This is a genomic window from Pseudomonas sp. KBW05 (assembly GCF_003852405.1).
Taxonomy (GTDB): domain Bacteria; phylum Pseudomonadota; class Gammaproteobacteria; order Pseudomonadales; family Pseudomonadaceae; genus Aquipseudomonas.
The window spans coordinates 107,488-131,567 of sequence record NZ_QAJM01000018.1 but is presented as its reverse complement, the minus strand read 5'-3'; the positions used below and the strand labels follow the sequence as shown (position 1 = coordinate 131,567).

The window sequence follows — 24,080 nt, the reverse complement described above, 5'->3', positions numbered from 1 at the left end:
CCATGGATGTGAGCAAGACCAAGAGCAGCTTCTACCGTCGCCTGTACGTGGCGTATCTGATCGACAGCGGCCTGGCCAGCAACGTGCCGGCGCTGACCGACGTGACCGGCATGCCCCGGCGCACGGCGCAGGACACGATTGCGGCGTTGGCCGACTTGGACATCGTGTGTGAATTCGAGCAGGAAGACGGTGCGCGCAACCATGCAGGGCAGTATCGGATCCGCAGCTGGGGGGCGATTGATCGGGGGTGGATTGCTGAGAATCTGGACTCGGTGAAGCGGGTGTTGGGGTATCCCTGAAGTTTTGTGGTGAATGATCTGACGCCTTCGCGAGCAAGCCCGCTCCCACATTCGATCGCATTCCAAATGATGTACGCGGTTAAATGTGGGAGCGGGCTTGCTCGCGAAGAGGCCCTCAAACCCGCCGCATACCTATATGCGGAATGTCATCCTCCAGATATTCCTCCCCCGCCACCACAAACCCATACCGCCCGTAATACCCCTGCAAATGCGCCTGGGCCGACAGAAAGATCGGCGTCTCGGGCCAGATATCGGCAATCCGCTTGAGCGTCTCTTCCATCATCTGGTGCCCCAGCCCGGTGCCGCGCGCTACGGGGGCCACGATCACCCGGCCGATCACCACGTCACCGCCCTGGGACTCCGGGTCCAGCAGGCGCAGGTAGGCCACCAGCTCATCATCTTTCCAGGCCATCAGGTGGTGGGTGTCACCGCCCAGGTCCTGCCCGTCGATGTCCTGATAAACGCATTTCTGCTCGACGACAAACACCTCGCCCCGCAGGCGCAGGATGGCGTACAGCTGTTCCTTGCCCAAGTCAGTGTGATGTTTGCAGACCCAATCGACTGTCATGGCGAAATCTCTTATCAGTAGGTGTTCTGGATAGTAAGCGCGGCAGCCGATTGTGTCTAAATCAGCTGTTTTTTGTGAGTGAAATCAAATTGCCATCATCGAGTGCATTCGCCGCCCGTTTCTTTGTGTAATCTTGAGCTACTGTTAGAACCTCTGGGCCCGCCAAGGACGTTGAGCATGCCGCGATTGTTTCGTGCCGTTGCTTTGATTGGAGTGTTGTTGCTGGCCCAGCCGGCGTTTGCCCAGCGTTTACGCCTGGTCGCGGATGCCTGGCCACCCTTTACCGATGCCACCTTGATCAATGGCGGCCTGGCCACCGACATCGTCAGTACGGCCCTGGCCCGTGCAGGCTACGCCAGTGATTTCGAACAGGTACCGTGGGCCCGCGCGCTGATGGGCGTGGGCGACGGGCGGTACGACGTGCTGGTCAACGCCTGGTACGACGATGCTCGCACGCAACTGGGGCAGTTTTCCGGTGAATACCTGCTGAACCGCGTGCGTTTTATCAAGCGCCGCGACGATCCCATCGAGTTCAAAGACCTGGCGCAGTTGCACGACTACCCGATTGCGGTGGTGCGCGGTTATGCCTATTCGGCGGCGTTCGACGGCGATGTGCAGTTGCAGAAAGTGCCTGTGCACAACTTCTCCATGGCCGTGCGCATGCTCGCGGCGCAGCGGGTGCGGCTGACGGTGGAGGATGAATATGTGGCGCGGTATTACCTGGCGCGTGAATCGCTCAAGGTACGCAATGCGGTGGAGTTTCTACCTACACCGTTGAGTGAAAACAGCCTGCATATTCTGGTGAGCCTGAAGAACCCTGAACATGCGCAGATCGTTGCGGGGTTTGATCGGGAGATTGCGAGGATGAAGGATGATGGCAGTTATGCGCGGTTGATGAAGGCGCATGGGATGTAGTGCCTGGAAGGGCCTCATCGCGAGCAAGCCCGCTCCCACATTTAACCGCGTACATCATTTGGAATGCGGTCGAATGTGGGAGCGGGCTTGCTCGCGAAGGCGATTTAAGCCTCGCCAGTCTCTTTGATCAGATGCGCAGCCAAAGTCCGCAACGGCCCCAACTGCCGACAAATCAACGCCAACTGCGTCTGCACCAACCGCTGCCCTTCATCAATCTCATCCGGCATCTGCTCCAGCTCCGCCGCCAGCGCTTCCTCGGCATCGCTCTGAATCGCAATCGGCTGCTTGTTCGCAAGCCCAGTGGCGATTTCATCGATGCTCGCCGCCAACGTATTCCCCGCGCCGTCGATCAGATGCTCACGCACCTCCGCCGGCAGCTGGGTTTCGCGGTGGGCGCCGAGCCCCGACAAGTAGCTGAGCAAGGTGTGGGACAACACCAGGAAGCGGAAGCCCACATCGGCCTCCTTACGGAAGTGCCCCGGCTCCATCAGCATGTTCGCCAAGGTCGTGGACAGCGCCGCATCGGCGTTGTGCGCGTTGCGTCGCGCCAGGCGGTAGGCGAGGTCGTCGCTTTTGCCGGCGGCGTATTGCTGCATGATCTGGCGCAGGTAGATGCTGTTGCAGGTCAGGGTGTTGGCCAGCACTTTGTTCAGGCGCCGGCCTTGCCAGTCCGGCAGGAACAGGAACACCGCCAGGCCGGCGATCAGGCTGCCGAGCAGGGTATCGAACAAGCGCGGCAGGAACAGCCCGTAGCCATCGCCCACCTGGTTGAAGCAGAACAGCACCATCAGGGTGATCGCCGCCGTGGCCAGGGTGTAGCGGGTGGTGCGGTTGATAAAGAACACCAGGCCGGCGGCGATGGCGAACATCGACTGCACCAATGGGCTCGGGAACAGATCGAACAGCGCCCAGGCCACGGTGAGACCGATGGCGGTGCCGATGATCCGCTGGCCGAGCTTGCGCCGGGTGGCGCCGTAGTTCGGCTGGCACACAAACAGCGTGGTGAGGATGATCCAGTAGCCCTGGGACGCGTGGATTGCATGCAACATGCCGTAGCCGACGGTCAACGCCAGGGACAGGCGCAGTGCGTGGCGAAACAGCAGGGAGGTCGGCGTCATCTGCGTGCGCAGGCGCGTCCACATTTCCTTGAGGTTGCGCGGGGCGCGGTCCAGCAGGTTGCTGTCGGTGGCATCCGCCAGGCGGTCGGGGTTGCTCGCATCGCCCAGCAGGCGGTCGAGGGTGGACAGGTTGGCCGCCAGCGCGCGCAGCGACCGCAGCAGCCCGCGCCACGCCGGGTTGCTCTGGATGCGCAGGTGTTCCAGCGATGCGTTGAGGTCGCCCAAGGCTTCGGCGAAGCTGTCGTCATAGATAAACGGTTGGCGCAGCTGGATCGATTCGGCCAGGGTCTGGCAGGCCTTGCCCTGTTGGCGCAGCAGGCGCTGGCAGCGGAACAGCACGTCGCTGTGGAAGAAGGCTTCGGCCAGGGCGTTGTAAGGGTAGTGCGATGAGCTGGCGCGTTCGTGGATGTCCTGGGCGAGGAAGTACAGCTTGAGGTAGCGGCTGACCTTCGAACCCGGTCGACCATTGCCCACGCGGTGCAGGATGATTTCCTTCGCCGCATTCAGCGCGGCGACCACCCGGCCGTTTTGCTGGGCCAGTTCCAGGCGGCGCGCTTCCACATCCAACTGGCGGATCGGTTCGAACAGCGAGGATTTGAGCTTGAGGTAACGCCCCAATTCACGAAACAACCGCGCCAGGCTCTGCTGCACCGGCTGGTTGGAAAACAGCGCCTGCCACAGCACCGACAGCGCGCCATACCAGGCGGCGCCGGCCACCAGCAGCAGGGGCTCATGCCAGAAGTCCGAGACCGCGCCACCGCGCTGGTCCACGCCGATCATGGTGTACACCGAGAGGATCAACGTCGCCGAGGCAATCGCGCCATAACGTTCGCCGAGGGCGCCAAGCATGGTCAGGCAGAAGGTGGCCAGGGCCAGGGAAATCGCGAAGATCCACGGATAGGGGAACAACAGCTCCACCGACAGCGCGGCAATGCTGAAGCACACCAGCGTCACCGCCAGGGCGTTGAGACGGCCTTGCCAACTGTCGTCGGTCTCGGCCAGGGCGCTGGCGATAATCCCCAGAAACAGCGGGATCAGCAGCGTCATCTCATCCTGATACCAGCACAGCGCCATGCTGCCGGTGAGGGCGATGAACACCCGGATGCTGTAGCTGAATTTATCCAGCGCCCAGAGACGGCGCAGGGACTGCTTGAACGAGGTCGATGACATGAAGGCTGGAGTCTTCCGGGACGATGCCGTTAAGTTGGCGCATCAGTGACGCCACGGCAAGGGTCGCGATCACATCTGCGCGCAATTATTTCAGCATCACCCCAAAACCAATGTGGGAGCTGGCTTGCCTGCGATAGCGGCGGTGAATTCACCACCGCTATCGCAGGCAAGCCAGCTCCCACAGGGATTGCATTTCAAATCAAAGATTGAAGTGTTATGTCAGGCGTATTGCGCGGCGGCGTAGCCTGAGGCCCATGCCCACTGGAAGTTGAAGCCGCCCAGGTGACCGGTCACATCCAGCACTTCACCGATAAAGTACAGGCCAGGGCTTTTCAGGGATTCCATGGTCTTGGACGACACCTCCCGCGTATCCACCCCACCCAGCGTCACTTCGGCCGTGCGATAACCCTCGGTCCCGGCCGGCACCAACTGCCAGTTGCCGAGTTTCTGCGCGATATCAGCGATCTCGGCATGGGTGTACTGCTTCATCGGCTTGGACACAAACCAGGTTTCCGCCAGCAGGTTGGCCATCTTCTTGGTGAAGATCTCCCCCAGCAGGGTTTTCAGCTCGCTGTTCGGGCGTTCGGCCTGTTGCGCTTGCAGCCACTCGTGGGCGTCGTGGTCGGGCAGCAAATTGATCTCCACCGTGTCACCGGACTCCCAGTACGAAGAGATCTGCAAGATCGCCGGCCCGCTCAAACCCCGGTGGGTAAACAGGATGTTCTCGCGAAAGCTCTGGTCGTTGCAGCTCACCAGGCAATCCACCGAGGTGCCGCTCAACTCGCCACACAAATCCTTGAGCTGATCGGTGATGGTGAACGGCACAAGACCGGCGCGGGTTGGCAGCAGTTCATGGCCGAATTGCTTGGCCACTTGATAACCAAAACCGGTGGCGCCCAGTGTCGGAATCGACAGCCCGCCGGTGGCGATCACCAGGGATTCGCAGCGCAGTTCACCCAAGGTGGTCTGCAACTGGTAGCCGCTTTCGATTTTGGCGATCTCCTCGATGGAAGTGTCCAGGTGCAGGCTGACGCCGACCTGGATGCACTCATCGAGCAGCATGCCGAGGATGTCGCTGGATTTGTTATCGCAGAACAGCTGGCCGAGTTTCTTCTCGTGGTACGGCACGCCGTGCTTGGCCACCAGCCCGATGAAATCCCACTGGGTATAGCGCGCCAGGGCGGATTTGCAGAAGTGCGCGTTGTGCGAGAGGAAGTTGGCCGGCTCGGTGTACATGTTGGTGAAATTGCAGCGGCCACCGCCGGACATCAGGATCTTCTTGCCGGCTTTGTTCGCGTGGTCGATCAACATCACTTTGCGCCCACGCCCGGCGGCGGTCAGTGCGCACATCAAGCCTGCGGCGCCGGCGCCAATGATCACAACTTCGGTCGAGCGCAAAACGGTGTCCTCATGCAAATACTGATTTGAAATACAGTCAAATGTGGGAGCGGGCTTGCTCGCGAATGCGGTGTGTCAGCCACTGGATAAGTTGACTGGTCCACCGCATTCGCGAGCAAGCCCGCTCCCACATTTTGATCTCTGTAGAGCTTGAGAGCTTTACAGGATGCGCACGCGCAACGAACGGCCCTTGATCTTGCCGTCATTCAAACGCTGCAACGCCTGTTTGGCGATCCCACGCTCCACGGCCACAAACGCCTGGAAGTCAAAGATCGCAATCTTGCCCACCTGCGCCCCCGGAATCCCGGCTTCACCGGTCAATGCGCCGAGGATGTCACCCGGACGCACTTTGTCTTTACGCCCGGCAGCGATGCACAGAGTGCTCATCACCGGCAGCAACGGACCACCGCTTTGCGGCTTGAGGTTGTCCAGTTGGTCCCAGTTCAGCGGCGACTTCTGCAGTTGCTCGATGGCCTGGGCGCGGTGCGCTTCGGACGGTGCAACCAGGCTGATGGCAATCCCGGTCTCGCCGGCACGGCCAGTACGACCCACGCGGTGAATGTGGATTTCCGAGTCACGGGCCAGTTCGACGTTGATCACCATGTCCAGCGCGTCAATGTCCAGACCGCGTGCCGCCACGTCAGTCGCCACCAGCACCGAGGTGCTGCGGTTGGCGAACATCGCCAGTACCTGGTCACGGTCGCGCTGTTCCAGGTCGCCATGCAGGCCCACGGCGGAAATGCCCTTGGCCGTCAGGTGATCCACGGTTTCCTGCACTTGCTGCTTGGTAAAGCAGAACGCTACGCACGAAGCCGGGCGGAAGTGCGCCAGGACTTTGGTCACGGCGTCCATGCGCTCTTCCGGCGAGATCTCGTAGAAACGCTGCTCGATCTGGTCGTCGGAGTGGAACGCTTCGGCTTTAACCTGTTGCGGCGCGCGCATGAACTTGGAGGCCAGCTGCTTGATGCTCACCGGGTAGGTGGCCGAGAACAGCAGGGTCTGGCGGCGTGGCGGGGTCTTGCTGATGATGTCTTCGATGGCGTCGTAGAAGCCCATGTCGAGCATGCGGTCGGCTTCGTCGAGGATCAGCGTGTTCAAGCCGTCCAGTACCAGCGAACCCTTGCGCAGGTGCTGCTGGATACGGCCCGGCGTGCCGACGATGACGTGGGCGCCGTGTTCCAGCGAGGCGATCTGCGGGCCGAGGGACACGCCGCCGCACAGGGTCAGGACCTTGATGTTGTCTTCGGCACGGGCCAGGCGACGGATTTCCTTGGCGACCTGGTCGGCCAGCTCACGGGTCGGGCACATCACGAGGGCCTGGCAGCCGAAATAGCGTGGGTTGATCGGGTTCAACAGGCCGATGCCGAATGCAGCGGTCTTGCCGCTGCCGGTCTTGGCCTGGGCGATCAGGTCCAGCCCCTTGAGGATCACCGGCAAGCTTTGCGCCTGGATCTGCGTCATCTCGACATAACCCAGCGAGTCGAGGTTAGCCAGCATGGCGGCGGACAGGGGCAAAGTATTAAAAGCGGTGGCGATGGTGGTCACGGGGCTGGCTCTGCAAAAACAAAATGTCGCGCAGTGTACCAGCCCTGTGGGATTTTCCCCGCAAGTTCTAGACGAGAAGCCGCTTAATGCTCGATGTGCTGCTCCGGGCTGGCCACGCGTTTGCCGTCTTTTGGCGACAATTGCAGGAAGATCGCCGCCGCCAGCATGGCCATGATGCCCACGGTGAGGAAGGTCAACTGGAACGCACCGAGTACGCTTTCCACGCCGTCGTTGCCCGTTTCAGCGGTGAAACCGCCGAGCAACGCACCGGCACATGCGACCCCAAGGCTCAGGGACAATTGCGCCACCACCGACAGCAGGCTGTTGCCGCTGCTGGCCTGGGCGTCGTCGAGGTCGATCAGGGTCACGGTGTTCATCGCGGTGAATTGCAGCGAGTTGATCGCCCCCAGCACCGCCAACATGCCCAGCAGCAGCGGGTAGGGCGTGTGTTCCGTGACCAGGCCCATGCTCGCCAGCATGATGCCCAGCGCCAGGGTGTTGCCGGTGAGCACGATGCGGTAGCCCAAACGCTCGATCAACGGCCGCGCGATGGACTTGGCAAACATCGCCGCCGCCGCCAGCGGCAGCATGCTCATTCCCGCTTCCGACGGTGAATAACCCAGCGCCACCTGCAACAGCAACGGCACCAGGAACGGCAACGCGCCGCTGCCCAGGCGCGCAAACAGGTTGCCGAGGATGCCCACGGCAAAGGTGCGGGTCTTGAACAGCACCGGCGAAAACAGCGGGTTATCGATATGCCCGGCGCGCAGCCAGTACGCCGCCAGGCACGCCAGCCCGCCGAACAGCAGCAACATCACCCGCAGGTGCGGCAGGTGCAGTTCGCCCAGGCCTTCCATGGCGATGGTGATCAGCACCATCGCCGCGCCAAACAGCAGGAAGCCGATCCCGTCGAACCGCGTGCGTTCGCTGCCGCGCAGGTCGGGGATGAATTTCCACACGGCGTAGCAGCCAATCATGCCCACCGGCAGGTTGATCAAAAAGATCCAGTGCCACGTCAGGTACTGCACCATCCAGCCGCCCATGGTCGGGCCGAGCAATGGGCCGAGCAGGCCGGGGATGGTGATGAAGCCCATGATCCGCACCAGCTCGGAGCGCGGGTAAGCACGCAGCACCACCAGTCGCCCCACCGGCAGCATCAGCGCGCCGCCCAGGCCCTGGATCACCCGCGCGCCGATCAGCATGCTCAAGCTGCTGGATAACGCGCAGAGCAGCGAACCAATGCTGAACAGCATGATCGCGCCAAAGAAGATTTTCTTGGTACCGAAACGGTCGGCGATCCAGCCCGACGCGGGGATCAGCAACGCTACGGTGAGCATGTAGGCAATCACCACGCCTTGCATGCGCAGCGGGTTTTCCGCGAGGTCGCGGGCCATGGCCGGTAACGCGGTGTTCAGAATCGTCCCGTCCAGCGACTGCATGAAGAAGGCAATCGCCACCACCCAGGGGAGCCAGCGGGCGGTCTTGGCATCGAGCGGGACGCGATTCGGCATAGAAAACCCTTTTTGTTAGCAGGCTATGTGTTGGCGATTATGCGCCATCCGTCGCGCCTTTTCCCACCAGGAAATCCAGCAACGCAGCGTGCACGGCCACGGCAGCTTCGCTGGATTCAAGGTCGAGCAAGTGGCCGGTATGTTCGGCCACGGCAAAGCTGCTGCGCCCCACGTACGCCTTGAACAACTGCGCTTCGGCGGCCGGCGTGTATTCGTCCAGGGTGCCGTTGATGAAGTGCACCGGTGTTTCAATCTGCTTGAGCGCGGGCAGGTAATTGCCATCGCCCAAGGCCAGCACTTGATGGATATGAAAGCGCGCCTGGCGGTATTCGGTGGTGGCCATTGTGGACAGGTGCCGATGGTTGTTGCGCTTGAGCCGAGGCGACAGATGTTTGCCCACCGTCTCGTTGAGCAAATCGCCAACCGCAGACTTGTCATCTGCCTCGATCAGCACCCGCACGCGCTCCACGTAATCGAGCATGGCCTGGTTGAGGTTGGGCGCCAGGGCCATCACCACCGAGCTTTGGATCGACGGCGGGTTGTGGGCCAGGGTCAGCAGCGTGGAGATGCCGCCCCAGGAGGCCGACACCAGATGGTTGACCTCGAAGCGTTCCACCAGGGCACGCAGCATCTGCACTTCGTCGTCCTTGGTCACCAGGTCCAGGTCAGCATTGTGCTCGCGGGAATAGCCGGAGAAAGGCAGGTCGAACAGCAGCACATTGAAATGCTCGGCCAGGCACTTGCTGGTGCGGGCGAACGAGCGGGTGGTGGACAGCGCGCCATTGACCATCAGCACGGTGTTTTTTTGCGGGTCGTCTCCCAGTTGCTCGACGTGTACGTTGTAGTGCTTGTACAGCTTGTTGATGACGAAACTACCGTGGTCCATGTCAACGCTCACTTCCTGTGGGTGGCGGTATGCCACCAACCGTTATAGCGAGGTTTTTTGCGGGGGACAACAGAGCACAGGGGAACAAGTGCGAGATAGGATTTCACGGTAGGAATATGGGAATTGAGTTACCTGAAAACACCGCAAAACTAATGTGGGAGTGGGCTTGTGTGGGAGCGGGCTTGCTCGCGAATACGGTGGGTCAGTCAACTCATTCAGTGACTGACACACCGTATTCGCGAGCAAGCCCGCTCCCACACAAGCCAGCTCCCACAGGGAATTTGCTGTGTTTAGAGGGTCAAGGTCAGGCGGTTTACCAAGGCGCCTGGCAGCAAATTGGAGGAAGTGTTGCGCTGGTCGTAGGTACTCGCCGACAACAACAACTCCCGCTCCGCCGTCAGCGCTTCCAACTGCGACCCCAGCAGGCTGAACACACTGTCATCAAAGCGCATCGTACTCACCGGCGCCTTGATCTCGCCGTCTTCCACCCAGAACGTGGCAAAGCGCGTCATGCCGGTAAGGCGTGCGGCCGGCAGGTCGGAGTAGTTCAGGTACCACAGGTTGCTGATGTACAAACCCGTGCCCAACTGCTTGAGGATGTCGGCCTGGGCCAGGCTGCCGGCCGCCATCTGCAAGGCGCTCGGTGCTTCGTCACTGCTGGCGCCGTTGGTGCTCAGGCCGTATTCGGCGGCGCTGCGGGAGTTGATCAATTCGCCCGCAGCCTTGCCGGCATTGATCAGTGTCACGTCGCCGCGCGGATAGCCTTCGCTGGAGAACGCTTCGCTCAGGGAACCGCTGACCTGCTCGCTCACCGTCACCAGCGGGCTCAGGGTCTGCTCGCCGGCATACAGCTTTTGCAGCGAACTGCTTTTGCTGGCGATGGCCTGGGCGGAAAAACCACCCCAGGTGATGAGGTCGATGATTTCCTCCATCGCAGCCGGAGCGAGGTAGGCGCGGTAGTGCCCAGGCGCGAGTTTATGTAGCGGGCGGCCGAGGAATTCGAGCTGCTCACGGGCTTGCTGGAAGCGCGCGGCAAATTCGCTGCTGTCCCAGGTGTGCCCGGCGTAGCTGGCCTTGACCGCTTCGCCGTTGGCGTGGAACAGGCTGAAATCGAAGTTGAAACTATTGGCCTGGTGCCAGCCGAAGGCGCCCGATGAACTGGCGAAGCCCCGGCTGATCGGGCCGGCGGCATAGAAGCCGACCAGATCGACGCCCTCTGCGGCGCGGCTGATGTCTTCCAACACCTGGGCCAGCTCCGGCAACGGCTGGGCCTGTTCGTTGCTGCTTTGCCAGGCGTTGTGGTTGAGCAACAGGTACGGGTCTTGTGGCAACAGCGGCAAGGTCTCGCGCAACTGTTGCAGGCCATCGGCGAGGCGCTGGCGGTCCAGCGCCGGCTCGCCGGCCAGGGTGATGCCGAGGTCGGCGTGGCGCCCGTCGTTGATCAGCTTGAGGTGCAGGCTGGCCTGTTGCACCTGCCCGGCCTGGCGCACCTTGGCGTGGTTGAAGCGCACGAACTCGGACGCTTCTGCAGCGTAACCCAAGTGAAATTGCTCGTTATCGGTGATGGCCTGCTTGAGCCATTCCACCAGTGCCTTGAAGTTGTCCATCAGGCATCTCCCCCAAATACATCGACGTTGCTGAACACACACGCAGGCGAGGCATGCCCCACGCGGATCACCTGGTTGGGTTCGCCTTTGCCGCAGTTCGGCGTGCCCAGCACCTTGAAGGTGCTGGCATCGCCGACGGCGCTGAGGTTGCGCCAGAACTGCGCGGAAATCGCCCTGTAGTTGGGGTTTTTCACCACGCCTTTGAGCTCGCCGTTTTCGATCAACTGGCCCCATTCGCAGCCGAACTGGAATTTATTGCGCGCGTCATCAATGGACCACGAACGGTTGGTGGACATCAGGATGCCGTTCTCGATACCGCCCACCAGTTGCTCGAAGCTCTGGTCGCCGGCCTCGATATTCAGGTTGGCCATACGGTCGATGGGCGCGCGGTTCCAGCTGCTGGCGCGGCTGTTGGCGACGCCGCCCATGCCCGAACGGAATTGCGACAACGCGCCGCCCAACGGCTTGAGCAACAGCCCGTCGCGAATCAGGAATTGTTTGTTGGCGGCGGTGCCGTCGTCGTCATGGCCGTAGCTGGCGAGCTGTTCGGGAATGTCCGGGTCGAAGGTCACGTTGAGCAATGGTGAGCCGTATTGCAGCTGGCCGAAGTCGCTGGCTTTGACAAAGCTGGTGCCGGCGTAATTGCGCTCATCGCCCAAGATGCGGTCCAGTTCCAGCGGGTGGCCGATGGATTCGTGGATCTGCAGGATCATCTGGTCGGGCATCAGCAACAGGTCGTGCGGGCCGTTGGGAGTGTTCGGCGCGAGCAGCAGTTGCAGGGCCTCGTCGGCAATGCGCGGCGCGGCGCCGGCCAGGCCGAAGCGGCTGATCACGCCAAAGCCGCCTTGCTGGCCGAAGTTGCTGCCGCCGAGGGTGCGGGTCTGGCTGTCATGGCCGTCGTAGGCGGTGACGTTGACGCCGGGGAACACAAAGCGCTGGGCCTGGCGCAGTTCGGCGCCGGCACTGTTGAGGTAGATCTGTTCGACGCGGGTCAGGCCCAGGCTGACTTCCCAGTTCACCAGGCGCTCGTCTTTGGGCACGGCGGCCGACTCGTCGCCCAGCAGTTGGTAGCAGTCGCTCAAGGACGGGAAGGCTTGCTCGAGATCGGGGGACAGGTAATCAGCCACATCGCTGGACACCGGCTGGTCGCGCAGGTCGAGCAGGGCGTGGGGTTTGATCAACCGTGCTTGTTGCTCGGCGCGCTCAAGGGCGGCTTGCAGGCCAGTCAGGGAAATGTCGTTGGTCGCGGCATAGGCTTCCACACCATTGAGACGCACGGTGAGCATGGCGCCTTCGTCGTGGTTCAGGTGCGGCGGTTCGGCGACGTTCTTGCGCACGGCCAGGTAGTGGCCGGATTCGCGGACGTAACGCAGGGAGAAGAATTCGGCGCGGGTGCGCAGGGCACTGAAGTGTTTTTTGAGTGTGGCGTGGTGTTCGAACATGGGGCCTTCCTTGTGGGCGGCTCGTCGCGGGCAGGCGGACAGAGTAGCTGATCAAGGAGGGGTTTTGCAGTGACTGCTCGGGCCTCTTCGCGAGCAAGCCCGCTCCCACATTTTGAGCGCATTCCTATGTTGGAACTCGGTCAAATGTGGGAGCGGGCTTGCTCGCGAAGGGCGCGACGCGGTGTATCAGTTACTGCGCAGTCGGGCCCACTTCACGCATCGGCTTGCCACGCACCGGCGCATCGCCCGCCACGTAGTAGTCGGCAGTGCTGCGCGGCAGCGGCTGGCGGCCACGGATCTTGTCGGCGATTTTCTCGGCGATCATGATCGTCGGCGCGTTCAGGTTGCCGGTGGTGATGATCGGCATGATCGACGCATCCACAACGCGCAGGCCTTGCATGCCATGCACGCGGCCTTCGCCGTCCACTACCGCCATGTCGTCGGTGCCCATCTTGCACGAGCAGGACGGGTGGAACGCGGTCTCGGCGTGCTCGCGGATGAACTTGTCGAGTTGCTCGTCGGTTTGCACGTCGATGCCCGGGCTGATTTCGCGACCACGGTATTGGTCCAGCGCCGGCTGCTGCATGATTTCCCGGGTCAGGCGGATGCCGTCGCGGAACTCCTGCCAGTCTTGCTCGGTGGCCATGTAGTTGAAGAGGATGCTCGGGTAGTCCCGTGGGTTCTTCGACTTCAGCTGGATGCGACCACGGCTTGGCGAACGCATGGAACCCATGTGCGCCTGGAAACCGTGCTCTTTCACACCGTTGCTGCCGTTGTAGTTAATCGCTACCGGCAGGAAGTGGTACTGGATGTTCGGCCACTCGAATTCTTCACGGGTACGGATAAAACCGCCCGCTTCGAACTGGTTGCTGGCGCCGATACCGGTGCCGTTGAACAGCCACTCGGCACCGATGGCTGGCTGGTTGTACCAGAGCAGCGACGGGTACAGCGACACCGGTTGGGTGCACGCATATTGCAGGTACAGCTCAAGGTGGTCCTGCAGGTTTTCGCCGACGCCTGGCAGGTCGTGGACCACCGGGATGTCGAGGTTGTTCAGCAGTTCGGCCGGGCCGACGCCGGAGCGTTGCAGCAGTTGCGGCGAACCGATGGCGCCACTGCACACGATCACTTCTTTGCGTGCACGGGCTTCAACGCGCTCTTCAGCCGCGCCGATCAGGTAACGCACGCCAACGGCACGCTTGCCTTCAAACAGCACTTTGTCGCTGAGGGCGTGGGTGACGATGGTCAGTGTGGAACGCTTCTTGGCCGTGTCCAGGTAGCCGCGTGCGGTGCTGGCGCGACGGCCTTTAGGCGTGACGGTACGGTCCATCGGGCCGAAGCCTTCTTGCTGGTAGCCGTTCAAGTCGACGGTGCGCGGGTAACCGGCCTGTACGCCGGCTTCAACCATGGCGTGGAACAGCGGGTTGTTGCCCGCCTTTGGCGTGGTCACGCTGACCGGGCCATCGCCGCCGTGCCAATCGTTGGGGCCGATGTCGCGGGTTTCCGCTTTGCGGAAGTACGGCAGGCAGTCGAGGTAGGTCCAGTTTTCCAGGCCTGGCAGTTTCGCCCAGCCGTCGTAGTCCATCGCGTTGCCGCGGATGTAGCACATGCCGTTGATTAGGGAAGAACCGCCCAGGCCCTTGCCGCGCCCACATTCCATGCGGCGGCCGTCCATATGTGGCTCTGGATCGGTTTCGTAGGCCCAGTTGTAGCGGCGGCCTTGCAGCGGGAACGCCAGCGCTGCCGGCATTTGCGTGCGGAAGTCGAAGCGGTAGTCGGGGCCGCCGGCTTCCAGCAGCAGGACGGTGACGCCTTCGTCTTCGGTGAGACGGGTCGCCAGGGTGTTACCGGCGGAACCGGCACCCACGATGATGTAGTCGTATTCTTGGGACATTGGATGCACCCTCTTTGGAGATGGTCAGGACAGGCGAGTGCTTCGCACTCATCGCAGGCAAGCCAGCTCCCACATTTGATCGGGTTCACATAGAACAAAATGTGGGAGCGGGCTTGCCCGCGAAGGCGGCCTCGCAGGCAATACAGGACTCGGGTCTTAGAACACCGAGACGTAATCGCCCAGCTCAACCTGTACCGATTTGATGCGGGTGAAGTTGTTCAGCGAGCTGATGCCGTTCTCACGGCCCACACCGGATTGCTTGTAGCCGCCCACTGGCATCTTCGCGTCGGACTCGCCCCAGGCGTTGATCCAGCAGATACCCGCTTCCAGCTGATGAATCACGCGGTGCGCGCGGTTCAGGTCTTTGGTCACCAGGCCAGCGGCCAGGCCGAAGTCGGTGTCGTTGGCGCGGCGGATCACTTCTTCTTCGGTTTCGTAGGTCAGGATCGCCATCACTGGGCCGAAGATTTCTTCACGCACGATGACCATGTCGTCGGTGCAGTCAGTGAACACGGTCGGGGCCACGAAGGCGCCTTTGGCGAAGTCGCCGTCGGTCAGGCGGTCGCCGCCGCACAGCAGGCGTGCGCCTTGCTCTTTGCCCTTGGCGATGTAGCCCAGCACGCTTTCCATGTGTTGGAAGCTGACCAGCGGACCGAAGTTGGTGTTTTCGTCTTCCGGGTTGCCGACGCGAATGCGCGCAACACGCTCGACGATCTTGGCTTCAAACGCCGCTTGCAGGTGCTTCGGCACGAACACGCGAGTGCCGTTGGTGCAGACCTGGCCGGAGCTGTAGAAGTTGGCCATCATCGCGGTGTCGGCGGCGCGGTCGAGGTCGGCGTCGTCGAAGATGATCAGCGGGGACTTGCCGCCCAGTTCCATGGTCACGTCTTTCAGCGAAGAGCTGGAAGCGCTGGCCATGACCTTCTTGCCGGTGTCGGTGCCGCCGGTGAAGGAGATTTTTTCGATGCGCGGGTGCTCGGTCAGCCAGGTGCCGACTTCACGGCCGCTGCCGGTCAATACGTTGAACACGCCTGCTGGAACGCCGGCTTCGGTGTAGATCTCGGCCAGTTTCAGGGTGGTCAGCGAGGTGACTTCGCTTGGCTTGAAGATCATTGCGTTACCGGCCGCCAGGGCTGGCGCGGATTTCCACAGGGCGATCTGGATCGGGTAGTTCCACGCGCCGATACCGGCCACCACGCCCAGCGGCTCGCGGCGGGTGTAGACGAAGGCGGTGTCGCGCAATGGGATCTGCTCGCCTTCAATCGCCGGCACCAGGCCTGCGTAGTATTCGAGCACGTCGGCGCCGGTGACGATGTCGACGTATTTGGTTTCGGAGAAGGCTTTGCCGGTGTCCAGGGTTTCCAGGGCGGCCAGCTCATCGTTGCGCTCGCGCAGGATATCGACGGCACGACGCAGGATGCGCGAACGCTCCATGGCGGTCATGGCGGCCCAGATTTTCTGGCCTTTTTCGGCGCTGACCACGGCACGTTCAACGTCTTCCTTGGTAGCGCGTTGCACTTGGGCGAGAACTTCACCGTTAGCCGGGTTGATGGCTTCGAAGGTGGCATCGCTGCCAGCGTCGCTGTAGCCGCCGTCAATGTAGAGTTTTTGCAGTTCGAAACGGGCCATAAAGTCCTCGCAAGTGCATAAGTGGTTGGCGTTGACCACCGCACCGTAGGCCGGTGCGGCAGCGTTCAGGGGTTGAGCGGTTTATGTGTGCTCTAACTCACCTGCTTGGCCAATTGGAAATCCATGTATTCGTAAGCGATCCGTTGCGCCTGCGCCGTGTCGAAAGCGTCTCCCGACAGGGCGCCGCGCAACCACAAACCGTCGATCAGGGCCGCCAGCCCGCGGGCTGCTTTGCGTGCGTGCGGCAATGGCAGCACGCGGCGGAACTGGCAGCACAGGTTGGAATACAGACGTTGATCGTTGATCCGCTGCAACCGGTGCAATGACGGGTGGTGCATGCTGGTGGCCCAGAAGGCCAGCCAGGTTTTCATTGCCGGGCCGTTGACCTGGCTGGCGTCGAAGTTGCCCTCGATGATCACCTGAAGGTGCGCCCGTGGGCTGTCGTCCGTCAGGGCCAGTCGGCGTTCGTGGACGTTGTCGATCAGCGCGTTCATCAAATAGCGCATCGTCGCTGCAATAAGGCCGTTCTTGTCCTTGAAGTAGTGACTGATGATGCCGTTCGAGACGCCGGCCAAACGGGCGATCAGCGCAATGCTGGCATCTCCCATCCCGACCTGATCGATGGCCGTCAAGGTGGCTTCGATCAATTGCTGGCGGCGTATGGGTTGCATACCGACCTTGGGCATGTAGCACCTCTCCTTAGGCCTGCCGAGGGGCGATAAACGTCCGTCGGCTTGATGGCCAGTCTATTTTGTTTTGATTGAACGTTCAATCAACAAAGAATAAGATCTGCGACAAATGGTCGCTGCCTACAGAAGTTTCCTACCTGGAAGCCGCGACAAATGACACCTGCAAAAACCCTTGAAACGCCCTGTCTACCGGTTCGGTAGGGGGCCGAGGATTTTCGGGGTGTCTTTATAACACCCGTCCGTCGCCTGCCCATAAAGCGATGTCCCGGGATAACCGCTGCCTTGTGTTTCTCTTTCGCACTGCCCGGAGCATCTGCGCCATGAGTTCTGCCTCTCTTATAAAGACCCCGCCAGAAAAGGTGCGGGTCAACGGTTGGGTGTTCTACACCTCCACCGCGTTGATTCTGTTGTTGACGGCCATCCTGATCATCGCCCCGCAGGAGGCCGGGCGCATGCTCGGCGTCGCACAGGCGTGGCTGTCGAAAAGCTTCGGCTGGTATTACATGGTGGTCATCGCCGCTTACCTGGTGTTTGTGGTGGGCTTGGCGTTTTCTTCCTACGGCAAACTGAAACTGGGCAGCAAGGACGACACCCCGGACTTCAGCTACGGCGCCTGGGCCGGCATGTTGTTCTCGTCGGGTATCGGCATCTCGCTGCTGTACTTCGGCGCCTCGGAGCCGTTGGATCACTACTTCAACCCGCCCGAAGGCGCGGCCGCCAGCAATATGGCTGCACGCCAGGCGTTGCAACTGACGTTCCTGCACTGGGGCCTGCACGGCTGGGCGATCTACGCCTTGGTTGGCCTGGCCGTGGCGTACTTCGCCTACCGTCATAACCAGCCGCTGGCCTTGCGATCGGCGCTGTACCCGCTGGTGGGCGAGCGTTGGGTGAAGGGCGCGGCCGGCCACGCGGTGGACGGTTTCGGCATGTTCGTGACCCTGCTGGGCCTGGTGACCAACCTGGGGATTGGCGCGATGCAAGTGTCGTCCGGGTTGGAAAACCTGTTCGGCATGGAGCACAACAACACCAACCTGCTGATCGTGATCATCGTGATGAGCACCGTGGCGACCATCGCTGCCGTGTCGGGTGTGGAGAACGGCATTCGCCGCCTGTCCAACCTCAACATCGTGCTGTTCAGCGGTTTGCTGATTTTTGTGCTGTTGTTTGGCCCGACCCTGCACCTGCTCAATGGCTTGGTGCAGAACACGGGTGACTACCTCAACGGTATCGTGCTGAAAACCTTCGACCTCTATGTGTACGAAGGCGACGCGGCGAAGACCGAAGGCTGGATGGGCCTGTGGACCCTGTTCTATTGGGCGTGGTGGATTTCCTGGGCGCCATTCGTCGGTATGTTCATCGCGCGGATTTCCCGTGGTCGCTTGGTGCGCGAACTGGTGGCCGGCGTATTGCTGATCCCGCTGGGCTTCACCCTGGCGTGGCTGTCGATCTTTGGTAACTCGGCGCTGGATTTGGTGCTGAACCACGGTGCCGTGGAGTTGGGCAAGACGGCGCTGGAACAGCCGTCGATGGCTATCTACCAACTGCTGGAGCATTACCCGGCGTCGAAAATCGTCATCGGCGTGTCGATCTTTGTTGGCTTTGTGCTGTTCCTGACCCCGGCGGATTCCGGCGCGGTGATGATGGCCAACCTGTCGTGCAAAGGCGGCAATGTGGACGAAGACGCGCCGCACTGGCTGCGGATCTTCTGGTCGGCGGTGATCACCCTGGTGACCATCGGCCTGCTGTTTGCCGGCAACTTCCAGGCCATGCAGACCATGGTGGTGCTGGCGGGGCTGCCGTTCTCGGTGGTGCTGGTGTTCTTTATGTTCGGTTTGCACAAGGCGATGCGCCAGGACGTGGCCATCGAACAAGAGCAGGCGCAATTGGCCGAGCGTGGCCGTCGTGGTTTCAGCGAGCGCCTGACCGCGCTGGACCTGCAACCGAGCCAGGGCACGGTGCAGCGTTTCATGGACAAGCACGTAACGCCGGCGTTGGAAGAAGCCGCCGTGGCGTTGCGCGAACAGGGATTGGAAGTGCAGACGCTGCTGGGCAAATCCAAACGCTGCATCGGTGTGCGGATCGAGATGGAAGAGGGCAACCCGTTTGTCTACGAAGTGAGCCTGGATGCTTACTCGTCGGCTTCCACTGACCTGCCTGAAGAAGAGCGCACCCGCTACTACCGTGCCGAGGTGTACCTGCACAACGGGCCTCAGGAATACGACCTGATGGGCTTTGCCCAGGAACAGATCACCCGGGACGTGCTCGATCAGTTTGAAAGCCATCGGCAGCTCCTTGGCCGGGTCTATAGCTGATAGTTGAAGCCTGGCAGTGTCCTCACTGACACTGCTGGGTCTAAATGTGGGAGCGGGCTTGCTCGCGAATGCGGTGGATCAGTGACAGATGTGCTGACTGACACACCGCATTCGCGAGCAAGCCCGCTCCCACATTGACCCCATTTCTTCAGTGGGGTTTGTGGGGTGGCTTACCCCAGGTTCTTGCCTAGCAGGGCATGGTACAACTCGCTATCCCCCAAGATCCCCACCACCTTGTTGTTGTCATGCAACACCAGCTTGTTCCCGGTCTGATACCGAATCTGCAACGCATCGCGCATGCCGATATTCGAGTCCACCAGCGTCGGCACCCGGCCCAAACCTTCCACCGCTTGCCCCGGCGCCCAGTTCTGCAAATTCATCACTGCGCCATTCTGGCGAGCACCCTTGATGGTGTTGCCTTCGGCCAGGTCCAGCCACGAGTCGCCACCCGGATCGAGACACACTGAGCCATTGACGCGCTTGCAGTTGTCCAGGGTGCGCATCAGGCTGCGCCCGCACAGTACGTTCAGCGGGTTGGTGTGGGCGACGAAGGTGCGCACATAGTCGTCCGCCGGGTTCAGCACGATCTCTTCCGGCACGCTGTACTGGATGATCTTGCCGTCTTTCATGATCGCGATGCGGCTGCCCAGTTTGAGCGCCTCGTCGAGGTCGTGGCTCACAAACACGATGGTCTTGCTCAGCTTGCGTTGCAGCTCCAGCAGCTCGTCCTGCAAGCCCTGGCGGATCAATGGGTCGAGGGCGGAGAAGGGCTCGTCCATCAACAGGATATCGGCGTCCATCGCCAAGGCGCGGGCCAGGCCGACGCGTTGCTGCATGCCGCCCGACAGCTCGTCCGGCTTCTTGTTGCGCCATTGGGTCAGGCCCACCAGCTCGAGTTTTTCATCCACCAGCTTGCGCCGGTCTTTCTCCGGGCGGCCTTGCATCTCCAGGCCGAAGCTGATGTTTTCGCGCACCGTCAGCCAAGGCATCAGGGCGAACTTCTGGAACACCATGGCGATGCGTTTGGTGCGCATCATTTTCAGCTCGGCCGGGGTGCAAGAGGCGATGTCGATCTGGCGACCTTCATGCTCCACGAACAGCTGGCCACGGCTCACGGTGTTGAGGCCGTTGATGCAGCGCAGCAAGCTGGATTTGCCCGAGCCCGAGAGGCCCATCAGCACGCAGATCTCGCCTTTCTCGATGTCCAGGCTGGCTTTTTCTACGCCGACAATCTGCCCGGTCTTTTTCAGGATTTCGTTACGGCTCATGCCCTGGTCCAGCAGCTTGAGCGCTTCGCGTGGGTCTTTGGAGAAGATCACGTCGACATTGTCGAATCGGATAATGCTCATGCATCACCCCCTACTTTGGCGTCGGGTTGTTTGCAGATGCGGTCGAGCATGATGGCCAGCAGGACGATTGCCAGGCCAGCTTCAAAGCCCAGGGCGATGTCAGCGGTGTTGAGTGCGTTGACCACCGGTTTGCCGAGGCCGTCGGCGCCCACCAGGGCCGCGATCACCACCATCGACAACGACAGCATGATGCATTGGGTTATGCCGGCAGCGATGCTCGGCATGGCGTGGGGCAGTTCAATGCGCGAGAGCAGTTGACGGCGCGAGCAGCCAAAGGCTTTGCCAGCGTCGAGCAGCTCTTGGGGAACGTCGCGGATACCCAGGTAGGTCAGGCGGATCGGCGCGGCAATCGCGAACACCACCGTCGAGATCAAGCCAGGCACCACACCCAGCCCGAAGAGGGTCAGGGTAGGGATGAGGTAGACGAAGGTCGGTACGGTCTGCATCAGATCGAGCACCGGCCGCATCATTGTGTAGAACAACGGTTTGTGCGCGGCAACAATGCCCAGCGGCACACCGATGACCACGCAGACCAGGGTGGCGAACAGCACTTGCGCCAGGGTCTCCATGGTTTCCTGCCAGTACCCCAGGTTGAGGATCAGCAGGAAGGAGGCGATGACAAAGACGGTCAGGCCCCATTTGCGTTGAATAAAGTGAGCCAGCAGCGCAATCAGACCGATCAATGCCAGCGGATTGAACCAGGTCAGCGCAAATGTCACGCCGTGGATCATCGTTTCCAGGGTCGATGCGATTGCGTCGAAGTAGTTGGCGCCGTGTTGGGTCAACCATTCAACGAAGGCAGCGATGTACTGGCCTAGTGGGATTTTCTGTTCAGTCAGCATGGTAGTGAATGTCCACATGCGAAGAGGGAAAACATCCCGGGGCAGCGTACCGCCCCGGGGACAACGGTGTTACTTGGCGAGGTAGGCTTTAACGGCGTCCAGTCCAGGTTTGCCATCCACAGTGGTAACACCGGCGAGCCAGGTGTCGAGGACTTGCGGGTTAGCTTTGAGCCACGCTTTGGCGGCCGCGTCGGGTTTTTGTTTGTCGTCCAGGACTTTGCCCATCAGGGTGCTTTCCATGTCCAGGGTGAACACCAGGTTTTTCAGCAGCTGGCCAACGTTGCTGCATTCCTCGGAGTAGCCCTTGCGGGTGTTGGTGTAGATGGTCGCCTGGCCGTAGTTGGGGCCGAACGAGTCGTCACCACCGGTCAGGTACTTCATCTTGAAGCGGGTGTTCATCGGGTGCGGTTCCCAGCCGAGGAACACGATGGCCTGGTCACGCTTGGAGGCGCGCTCGACCTGGGAGAGCATCCCGGCTTCGCTGGATTCGACCACTTTGAAACCGGCGGTTTTCAGGCCGAAGGCGTCTTTGTCGATCAGCGTCTGGATGGTGCGGTTGCCGTCGTTGCCCGGCTCGATGCCATAGATCTTGCCGCCCAGCTCTTCCTTGAATTTGGCGATATCGGCGAAGTCCTTCAGGCCTTTGTTGTACAGCGCCTCGGGGACCGCCAGGGTGTACTTGGCGTTCTCCAGGTTGGCGCGCACGGTCTCCACGGTGCCGGCATCACGGTACTGCTTGATGTCGTTTTCCATGGTCGGCATCCAGTTGCCGAGGAAGATGTCCATGTTCTTGCCGTCGGCCAGGGACTTGTAGGTCACCGGTACCGAAATCATCGTGGTGCGCGGCTTGTAGCCCAGGCCCTTGAGGACTTCGCTGGTGGTCGCGGTGGTGACGGTGATGTCGGTCCAGCCGACATCGGAGAAGTTGACGGTCTGACATTGTGCCGGTTCTGCAGCGTGCGCCAGGACTGGCAGACTCAACATGGCGGCCAACAACAACTGGGGTGAACCTTTCATAGGGCTAGACTCCTGTGTTTTTTCTGGCGGCCTTCGCCGCGCTTTATAGGTGTTGCGGTTGGTACGTGCGACAACAGCTCTGGCACGGTGCCTTGCAAACGAGTCGAGACTGATCATGTACCAGTGAAAATCTGACGCCTACAGGGGGCGTCGTATCCAGTACAGGGATGGTCGTATCCAGTGTCGGTGACGTCGCTTACAGATTTTTCAAAAGGTAAAACTGCTGTTTTTACCCATCTGCACCGCAAAAAACGGCCAAAACCAGGGAACGCACGGCAGCGACGCTGGTGAGCATGGTCACGTCGGTGTGAGACGCCGTGATGACGAACAAAAGCTTGATGATGCCGCCATCTGGGCGATCTGAGCGTAGCACCTCGTTCAAGCCTGGCCGTGCTTATCGAGGAGTTCTACCGCAATGGCTATCAGCGTTTTCGACCTGTTCAAGATCGGCATCGGGCCTTCGAGTTCTCACACCGTCGGCCCCATGCGCGCCGCGGCGTTGTTCGTGCAAGGCTTGCGCGAACGCGAGTGGCTGGAGCAAGTACGGCGCGTCGAAGTGCAGCTGTATGGCTCGCTGTCGGCCACCGGCATCGGCCATGGCAGCGACACCGCCACCATCATGGGCTTGATGGGTGAATGGCCCGACGCTATCGATCCGTCGCAAATCGGCATTCGCATCGCGACCCTGCGTGAAACCGACACGTTATTGCTCGACGGGCGCCTGCCAGTGCCTTTTGTGTGGGCGCGCGACATGCAACTGCTCGACGAAAACCTGCCGTTCCACCCCAATGCCATGACCCTCGTGGTGCATGGCGACAACGGCGAGCTGCACCGCGACACCTACTATTCCGTGGGCGGTGGCTTCGTGGTGGATGAAGCCCAGGCACAAAGCGGCGTGGCCGACATGGACCGCACCGAGCTGCCTTACGATTTCTCCAGCGCGGCAGAGCTGTTGCAGCTGTGCAAGACCCACAACCTGCGCGTCGCCGAGCTGATGCTGGCGAACGAAAAGGTCTGGCGCAGCGAAGAAGAAATCCGCAGCGGCCTGATGAAGCTCTGGCGCGCCATGCAAGATTGCGTGGAGCAGGGCCTCAAGCACGAAGGCATCCTGCCGGGCGGCCTCAACGTACGCCGCCGCGCGGCCAAGTTGCACCGCAGCTTGCAGGAACTGGGCAAGCCCAACGTGATCGGCTCGACCTTGAGCGCGATGGAATGGGTCAACCTGTTCGCTCTCGCGGTGAACGAGGAGAACGCCGCCGGTGGGCGCATGGTGACCGCCCCCACCAACGGCGCGGCGGGGATCATCCCGGCGGTGCTGCACTACTTTATGAAGTTCAGCGAAGAAGTCACCGAAGCCAACGTCGTGGACTACATGCTCGGCGCAGCGGCGGTGGGCATCCTGTGCAAGAAGAACGCGTCGATCTCCGGCGCCGAAGTGGGCTGCCAGGGTGAAGTCGGTTCGGCTTGCGCCATGGCGGCTGCCGGGCTGGCGGAAATCCTCGGCGCCACGCCTGAGCAACTGTGCAACGCCGCGGAAATCGGCCTGGAGCACAACCTCGGCCTGACCTGTGACCCGGTGGGCGGGCTGGTGCAAGTGCCGTGCATCGAGCGCAATGCGATTGCGGCGGTGAAGGCGATCAACGCGGCGCAGATGGCTTTGCGCGGGGATGGCCAGCACTTTATCTCGCTGGACCGGGTGATCCGGACGATGCGCGATACCGGGGCGGATATGCATGACAAGTACAAGGAGACATCGCGGGGTGGGTTGGCGGTGAGTGCTGTCGAGTGTTGAGACCGAGTCGCCTGCATTCGCGAGCAAGCCCGCTCCCACATTTGACCGAGTTCCAACTGAGAATGCGGTCAAGTGTGGGAGCGGGCTTGCTCGCGAA

The 24,080-nt window shown here is 61.4% G+C and carries 18 protein-coding genes; 4 read left to right on the top strand and 14 right to left on the bottom strand.

Going from position 1 to position 24,080, the window contains the following annotated elements:
- Positions 1-2 precede the first annotated feature (2 nt).
- Positions 3-299, top strand: coding sequence for a helix-turn-helix domain-containing protein (locus DBR46_RS17735; protein WP_124527228.1), 297 nt, complete (start codon positions 3-5; stop codon positions 297-299).
- Between the two features lie 115 nt (positions 300-414).
- Here DBR46_RS17735 and DBR46_RS17730 read toward each other — a convergent pair whose 3' ends face one another.
- On the bottom strand, positions 415-867 hold the full coding sequence (locus DBR46_RS17730) for a GNAT family N-acetyltransferase (RefSeq protein ID WP_124527227.1): 453 nt from the start codon (positions 865-867) through the stop codon (positions 415-417).
- Between the two features lie 177 nt (positions 868-1,044).
- Here DBR46_RS17730 and DBR46_RS17725 point away from each other — a divergent pair, with 177 nt between their 5' ends.
- On the top strand, positions 1,045-1,782 hold the full coding sequence (locus DBR46_RS17725) for an ABC transporter substrate-binding protein (RefSeq protein ID WP_124527226.1): 738 nt from the start codon (positions 1,045-1,047) through the stop codon (positions 1,780-1,782).
- A gap of 104 nt (positions 1,783-1,886) precedes the next feature.
- Here DBR46_RS17725 and yccS read toward each other — a convergent pair whose 3' ends face one another.
- From yccS to betI, 10 genes are all read right to left on the bottom strand, one after another.
- Positions 1,887-4,070: a YccS family putative transporter gene (yccS, locus tag DBR46_RS17720; RefSeq protein WP_124527225.1), complete on the bottom strand. Its 2,184-nt coding sequence runs from the start codon at positions 4,068-4,070 to the stop codon at positions 1,887-1,889.
- Between the two features lie 219 nt (positions 4,071-4,289).
- On the bottom strand, positions 4,290-5,468 hold the full coding sequence (locus DBR46_RS17715; protein ID WP_124527224.1) for an NAD(P)/FAD-dependent oxidoreductase: 1,179 nt from the start codon (positions 5,466-5,468) through the stop codon (positions 4,290-4,292).
- A gap of 159 nt (positions 5,469-5,627) precedes the next feature.
- On the bottom strand, positions 5,628-6,965 hold the full coding sequence (gene dbpA, locus DBR46_RS17710) for an ATP-dependent RNA helicase DbpA (protein ID WP_235865629.1): 1,338 nt from the start codon (positions 6,963-6,965) through the stop codon (positions 5,628-5,630).
- 131 nt (positions 6,966-7,096) lie between these two features.
- On the bottom strand, positions 7,097-8,524 hold the full coding sequence (mdtD, locus tag DBR46_RS17705; RefSeq protein WP_124527223.1) for a multidrug transporter subunit MdtD: 1,428 nt from the start codon (positions 8,522-8,524) through the stop codon (positions 7,097-7,099).
- A 37-nt stretch (positions 8,525-8,561) separates the two neighbouring features.
- Positions 8,562-9,410, bottom strand: a complete 849-nt coding sequence (locus DBR46_RS17700) for an alpha/beta fold hydrolase (RefSeq protein ID WP_124527222.1) — start codon at positions 9,408-9,410, stop codon at positions 8,562-8,564.
- Between the two features lie 290 nt (positions 9,411-9,700).
- Positions 9,701-11,017: a TldD/PmbA family protein gene (locus DBR46_RS17695; protein WP_124527221.1), complete on the bottom strand. Its 1,317-nt coding sequence runs from the start codon at positions 11,015-11,017 to the stop codon at positions 9,701-9,703.
- Complete coding sequence (locus DBR46_RS17690; RefSeq protein ID WP_124527220.1) at positions 11,017-12,459, bottom strand: TldD/PmbA family protein; 1,443 nt, start codon at positions 12,457-12,459, stop codon at positions 11,017-11,019. The genes DBR46_RS17695 and DBR46_RS17690 overlap by 1 nt, the downstream gene beginning before the upstream one ends.
- A gap of 190 nt (positions 12,460-12,649) precedes the next feature.
- The gene (gene betA / locus DBR46_RS17685; RefSeq protein ID WP_124527219.1) at positions 12,650-14,353 is read right to left on the bottom strand and encodes a choline dehydrogenase; all 1,704 of its coding nucleotides are present in this window, start codon (positions 14,351-14,353) and stop codon (positions 12,650-12,652) included.
- Between the two features lie 156 nt (positions 14,354-14,509).
- On the bottom strand, positions 14,510-15,982 hold the full coding sequence (betB, locus tag DBR46_RS17680) for a betaine-aldehyde dehydrogenase (protein WP_124527218.1): 1,473 nt from the start codon (positions 15,980-15,982) through the stop codon (positions 14,510-14,512).
- A 92-nt stretch (positions 15,983-16,074) separates the two neighbouring features.
- Positions 16,075-16,668, bottom strand: coding sequence for a transcriptional regulator BetI (gene betI, locus DBR46_RS17675; RefSeq protein WP_015886274.1), 594 nt, complete (start codon positions 16,666-16,668; stop codon positions 16,075-16,077).
- Positions 16,669-17,048: 380 nt separating this feature from the next.
- On the opposite strand from betI, the gene DBR46_RS17670 reads away from it, so the two are divergent.
- Positions 17,049-18,983 carry a BCCT family transporter gene (locus DBR46_RS17670; RefSeq protein WP_256659333.1) on the top strand — a complete coding sequence of 645 codons (1,935 nt, stop codon included), beginning with the start codon at positions 17,049-17,051 and terminating at the stop codon, positions 18,981-18,983.
- A gap of 170 nt (positions 18,984-19,153) precedes the next feature.
- Here the strand turns inward: DBR46_RS17670 and choV are convergent, their stop codons facing one another.
- From choV to DBR46_RS17655, 3 genes are all read right to left on the bottom strand, one after another.
- A complete protein-coding gene (gene choV / locus DBR46_RS17665; protein ID WP_124527216.1) occupies positions 19,154-20,332 on the bottom strand; it encodes a choline ABC transporter ATP-binding protein in 1,179 nt (392 codons plus the stop codon).
- Positions 20,329-21,174, bottom strand: a complete 846-nt coding sequence (choW, locus tag DBR46_RS17660) for a choline ABC transporter permease subunit (RefSeq protein ID WP_017735985.1) — start codon at positions 21,172-21,174, stop codon at positions 20,329-20,331. Before choW ends, choV begins: the two co-directional genes overlap by 4 nt.
- A 69-nt stretch (positions 21,175-21,243) precedes the next feature.
- Entirely contained in the window at positions 21,244-22,191 is a 948-nt protein-coding gene (locus DBR46_RS17655) for a choline ABC transporter substrate-binding protein (RefSeq protein ID WP_124527215.1), read from the bottom strand.
- Between the two features lie 415 nt (positions 22,192-22,606).
- Here DBR46_RS17655 and DBR46_RS17650 point away from each other — a divergent pair, with 415 nt between their 5' ends.
- The gene (locus tag DBR46_RS17650) at positions 22,607-23,983 is read left to right on the top strand and encodes an L-serine ammonia-lyase (RefSeq protein ID WP_017735988.1); all 1,377 of its coding nucleotides are present in this window, start codon (positions 22,607-22,609) and stop codon (positions 23,981-23,983) included.
- Positions 23,984-24,080: the final 97 nt, after the last annotated feature.

Excerpts from the sequence above, each read along its gene's own strand:
- DBR46_RS17690 (WP_124527220.1), bottom strand. The coding sequence starts at position 12,459 with ATGTTCGAACACCACGCCACACTCAAAAAACACTTCAGTGCCCTGCGC.
- betB (WP_124527218.1), bottom strand. The coding sequence starts at position 15,982 with ATGGCCCGTTTCGAACTGCAAAAACTCTACATTGACGGCGGCTACAGC.
- betA (WP_124527219.1), bottom strand. The coding sequence starts at position 14,353 with ATGTCCCAAGAATACGACTACATCATCGTGGGTGCCGGTTCCGCCGGT.
- DBR46_RS17650 (WP_017735988.1), top strand. The coding sequence starts at position 22,607 with ATGGCTATCAGCGTTTTCGACCTGTTCAAGATCGGCATCGGGCCTTCG.
- mdtD (WP_124527223.1), bottom strand. The coding sequence starts at position 8,524 with ATGCCGAATCGCGTCCCGCTCGATGCCAAGACCGCCCGCTGGCTCCCC.
- DBR46_RS17700 (WP_124527222.1), bottom strand. The coding sequence starts at position 9,410 with ATGGACCACGGTAGTTTCGTCATCAACAAGCTGTACAAGCACTACAAC.
- dbpA (WP_235865629.1), bottom strand. The coding sequence starts at position 6,965 with ATGCTGGCTAACCTCGACTCGCTGGGTTATGTCGAGATGACGCAGATC.
- DBR46_RS17695 (WP_124527221.1), bottom strand. The coding sequence starts at position 11,017 with ATGGACAACTTCAAGGCACTGGTGGAATGGCTCAAGCAGGCCATCACC.
- yccS (WP_124527225.1), bottom strand. The coding sequence starts at position 4,070 with ATGTCATCGACCTCGTTCAAGCAGTCCCTGCGCCGTCTCTGGGCGCTG.
- choV (WP_124527216.1), bottom strand. The coding sequence starts at position 20,332 with ATGAGCATTATCCGATTCGACAATGTCGACGTGATCTTCTCCAAAGAC.
- DBR46_RS17725 (WP_124527226.1), top strand. The coding sequence starts at position 1,045 with ATGCCGCGATTGTTTCGTGCCGTTGCTTTGATTGGAGTGTTGTTGCTG.
- DBR46_RS17655 (WP_124527215.1), bottom strand. The coding sequence starts at position 22,191 with ATGAAAGGTTCACCCCAGTTGTTGTTGGCCGCCATGTTGAGTCTGCCA.
- DBR46_RS17735 (WP_124527228.1), top strand. The coding sequence starts at position 3 with ATGGATGTGAGCAAGACCAAGAGCAGCTTCTACCGTCGCCTGTACGTG.
- DBR46_RS17730 (WP_124527227.1), bottom strand. The coding sequence starts at position 867 with ATGACAGTCGATTGGGTCTGCAAACATCACACTGACTTGGGCAAGGAA.
- choW (WP_017735985.1), bottom strand. The coding sequence starts at position 21,174 with ATGCTGACTGAACAGAAAATCCCACTAGGCCAGTACATCGCTGCCTTC.
- betI (WP_015886274.1), bottom strand. The coding sequence starts at position 16,668 with ATGCCCAAGGTCGGTATGCAACCCATACGCCGCCAGCAATTGATCGAA.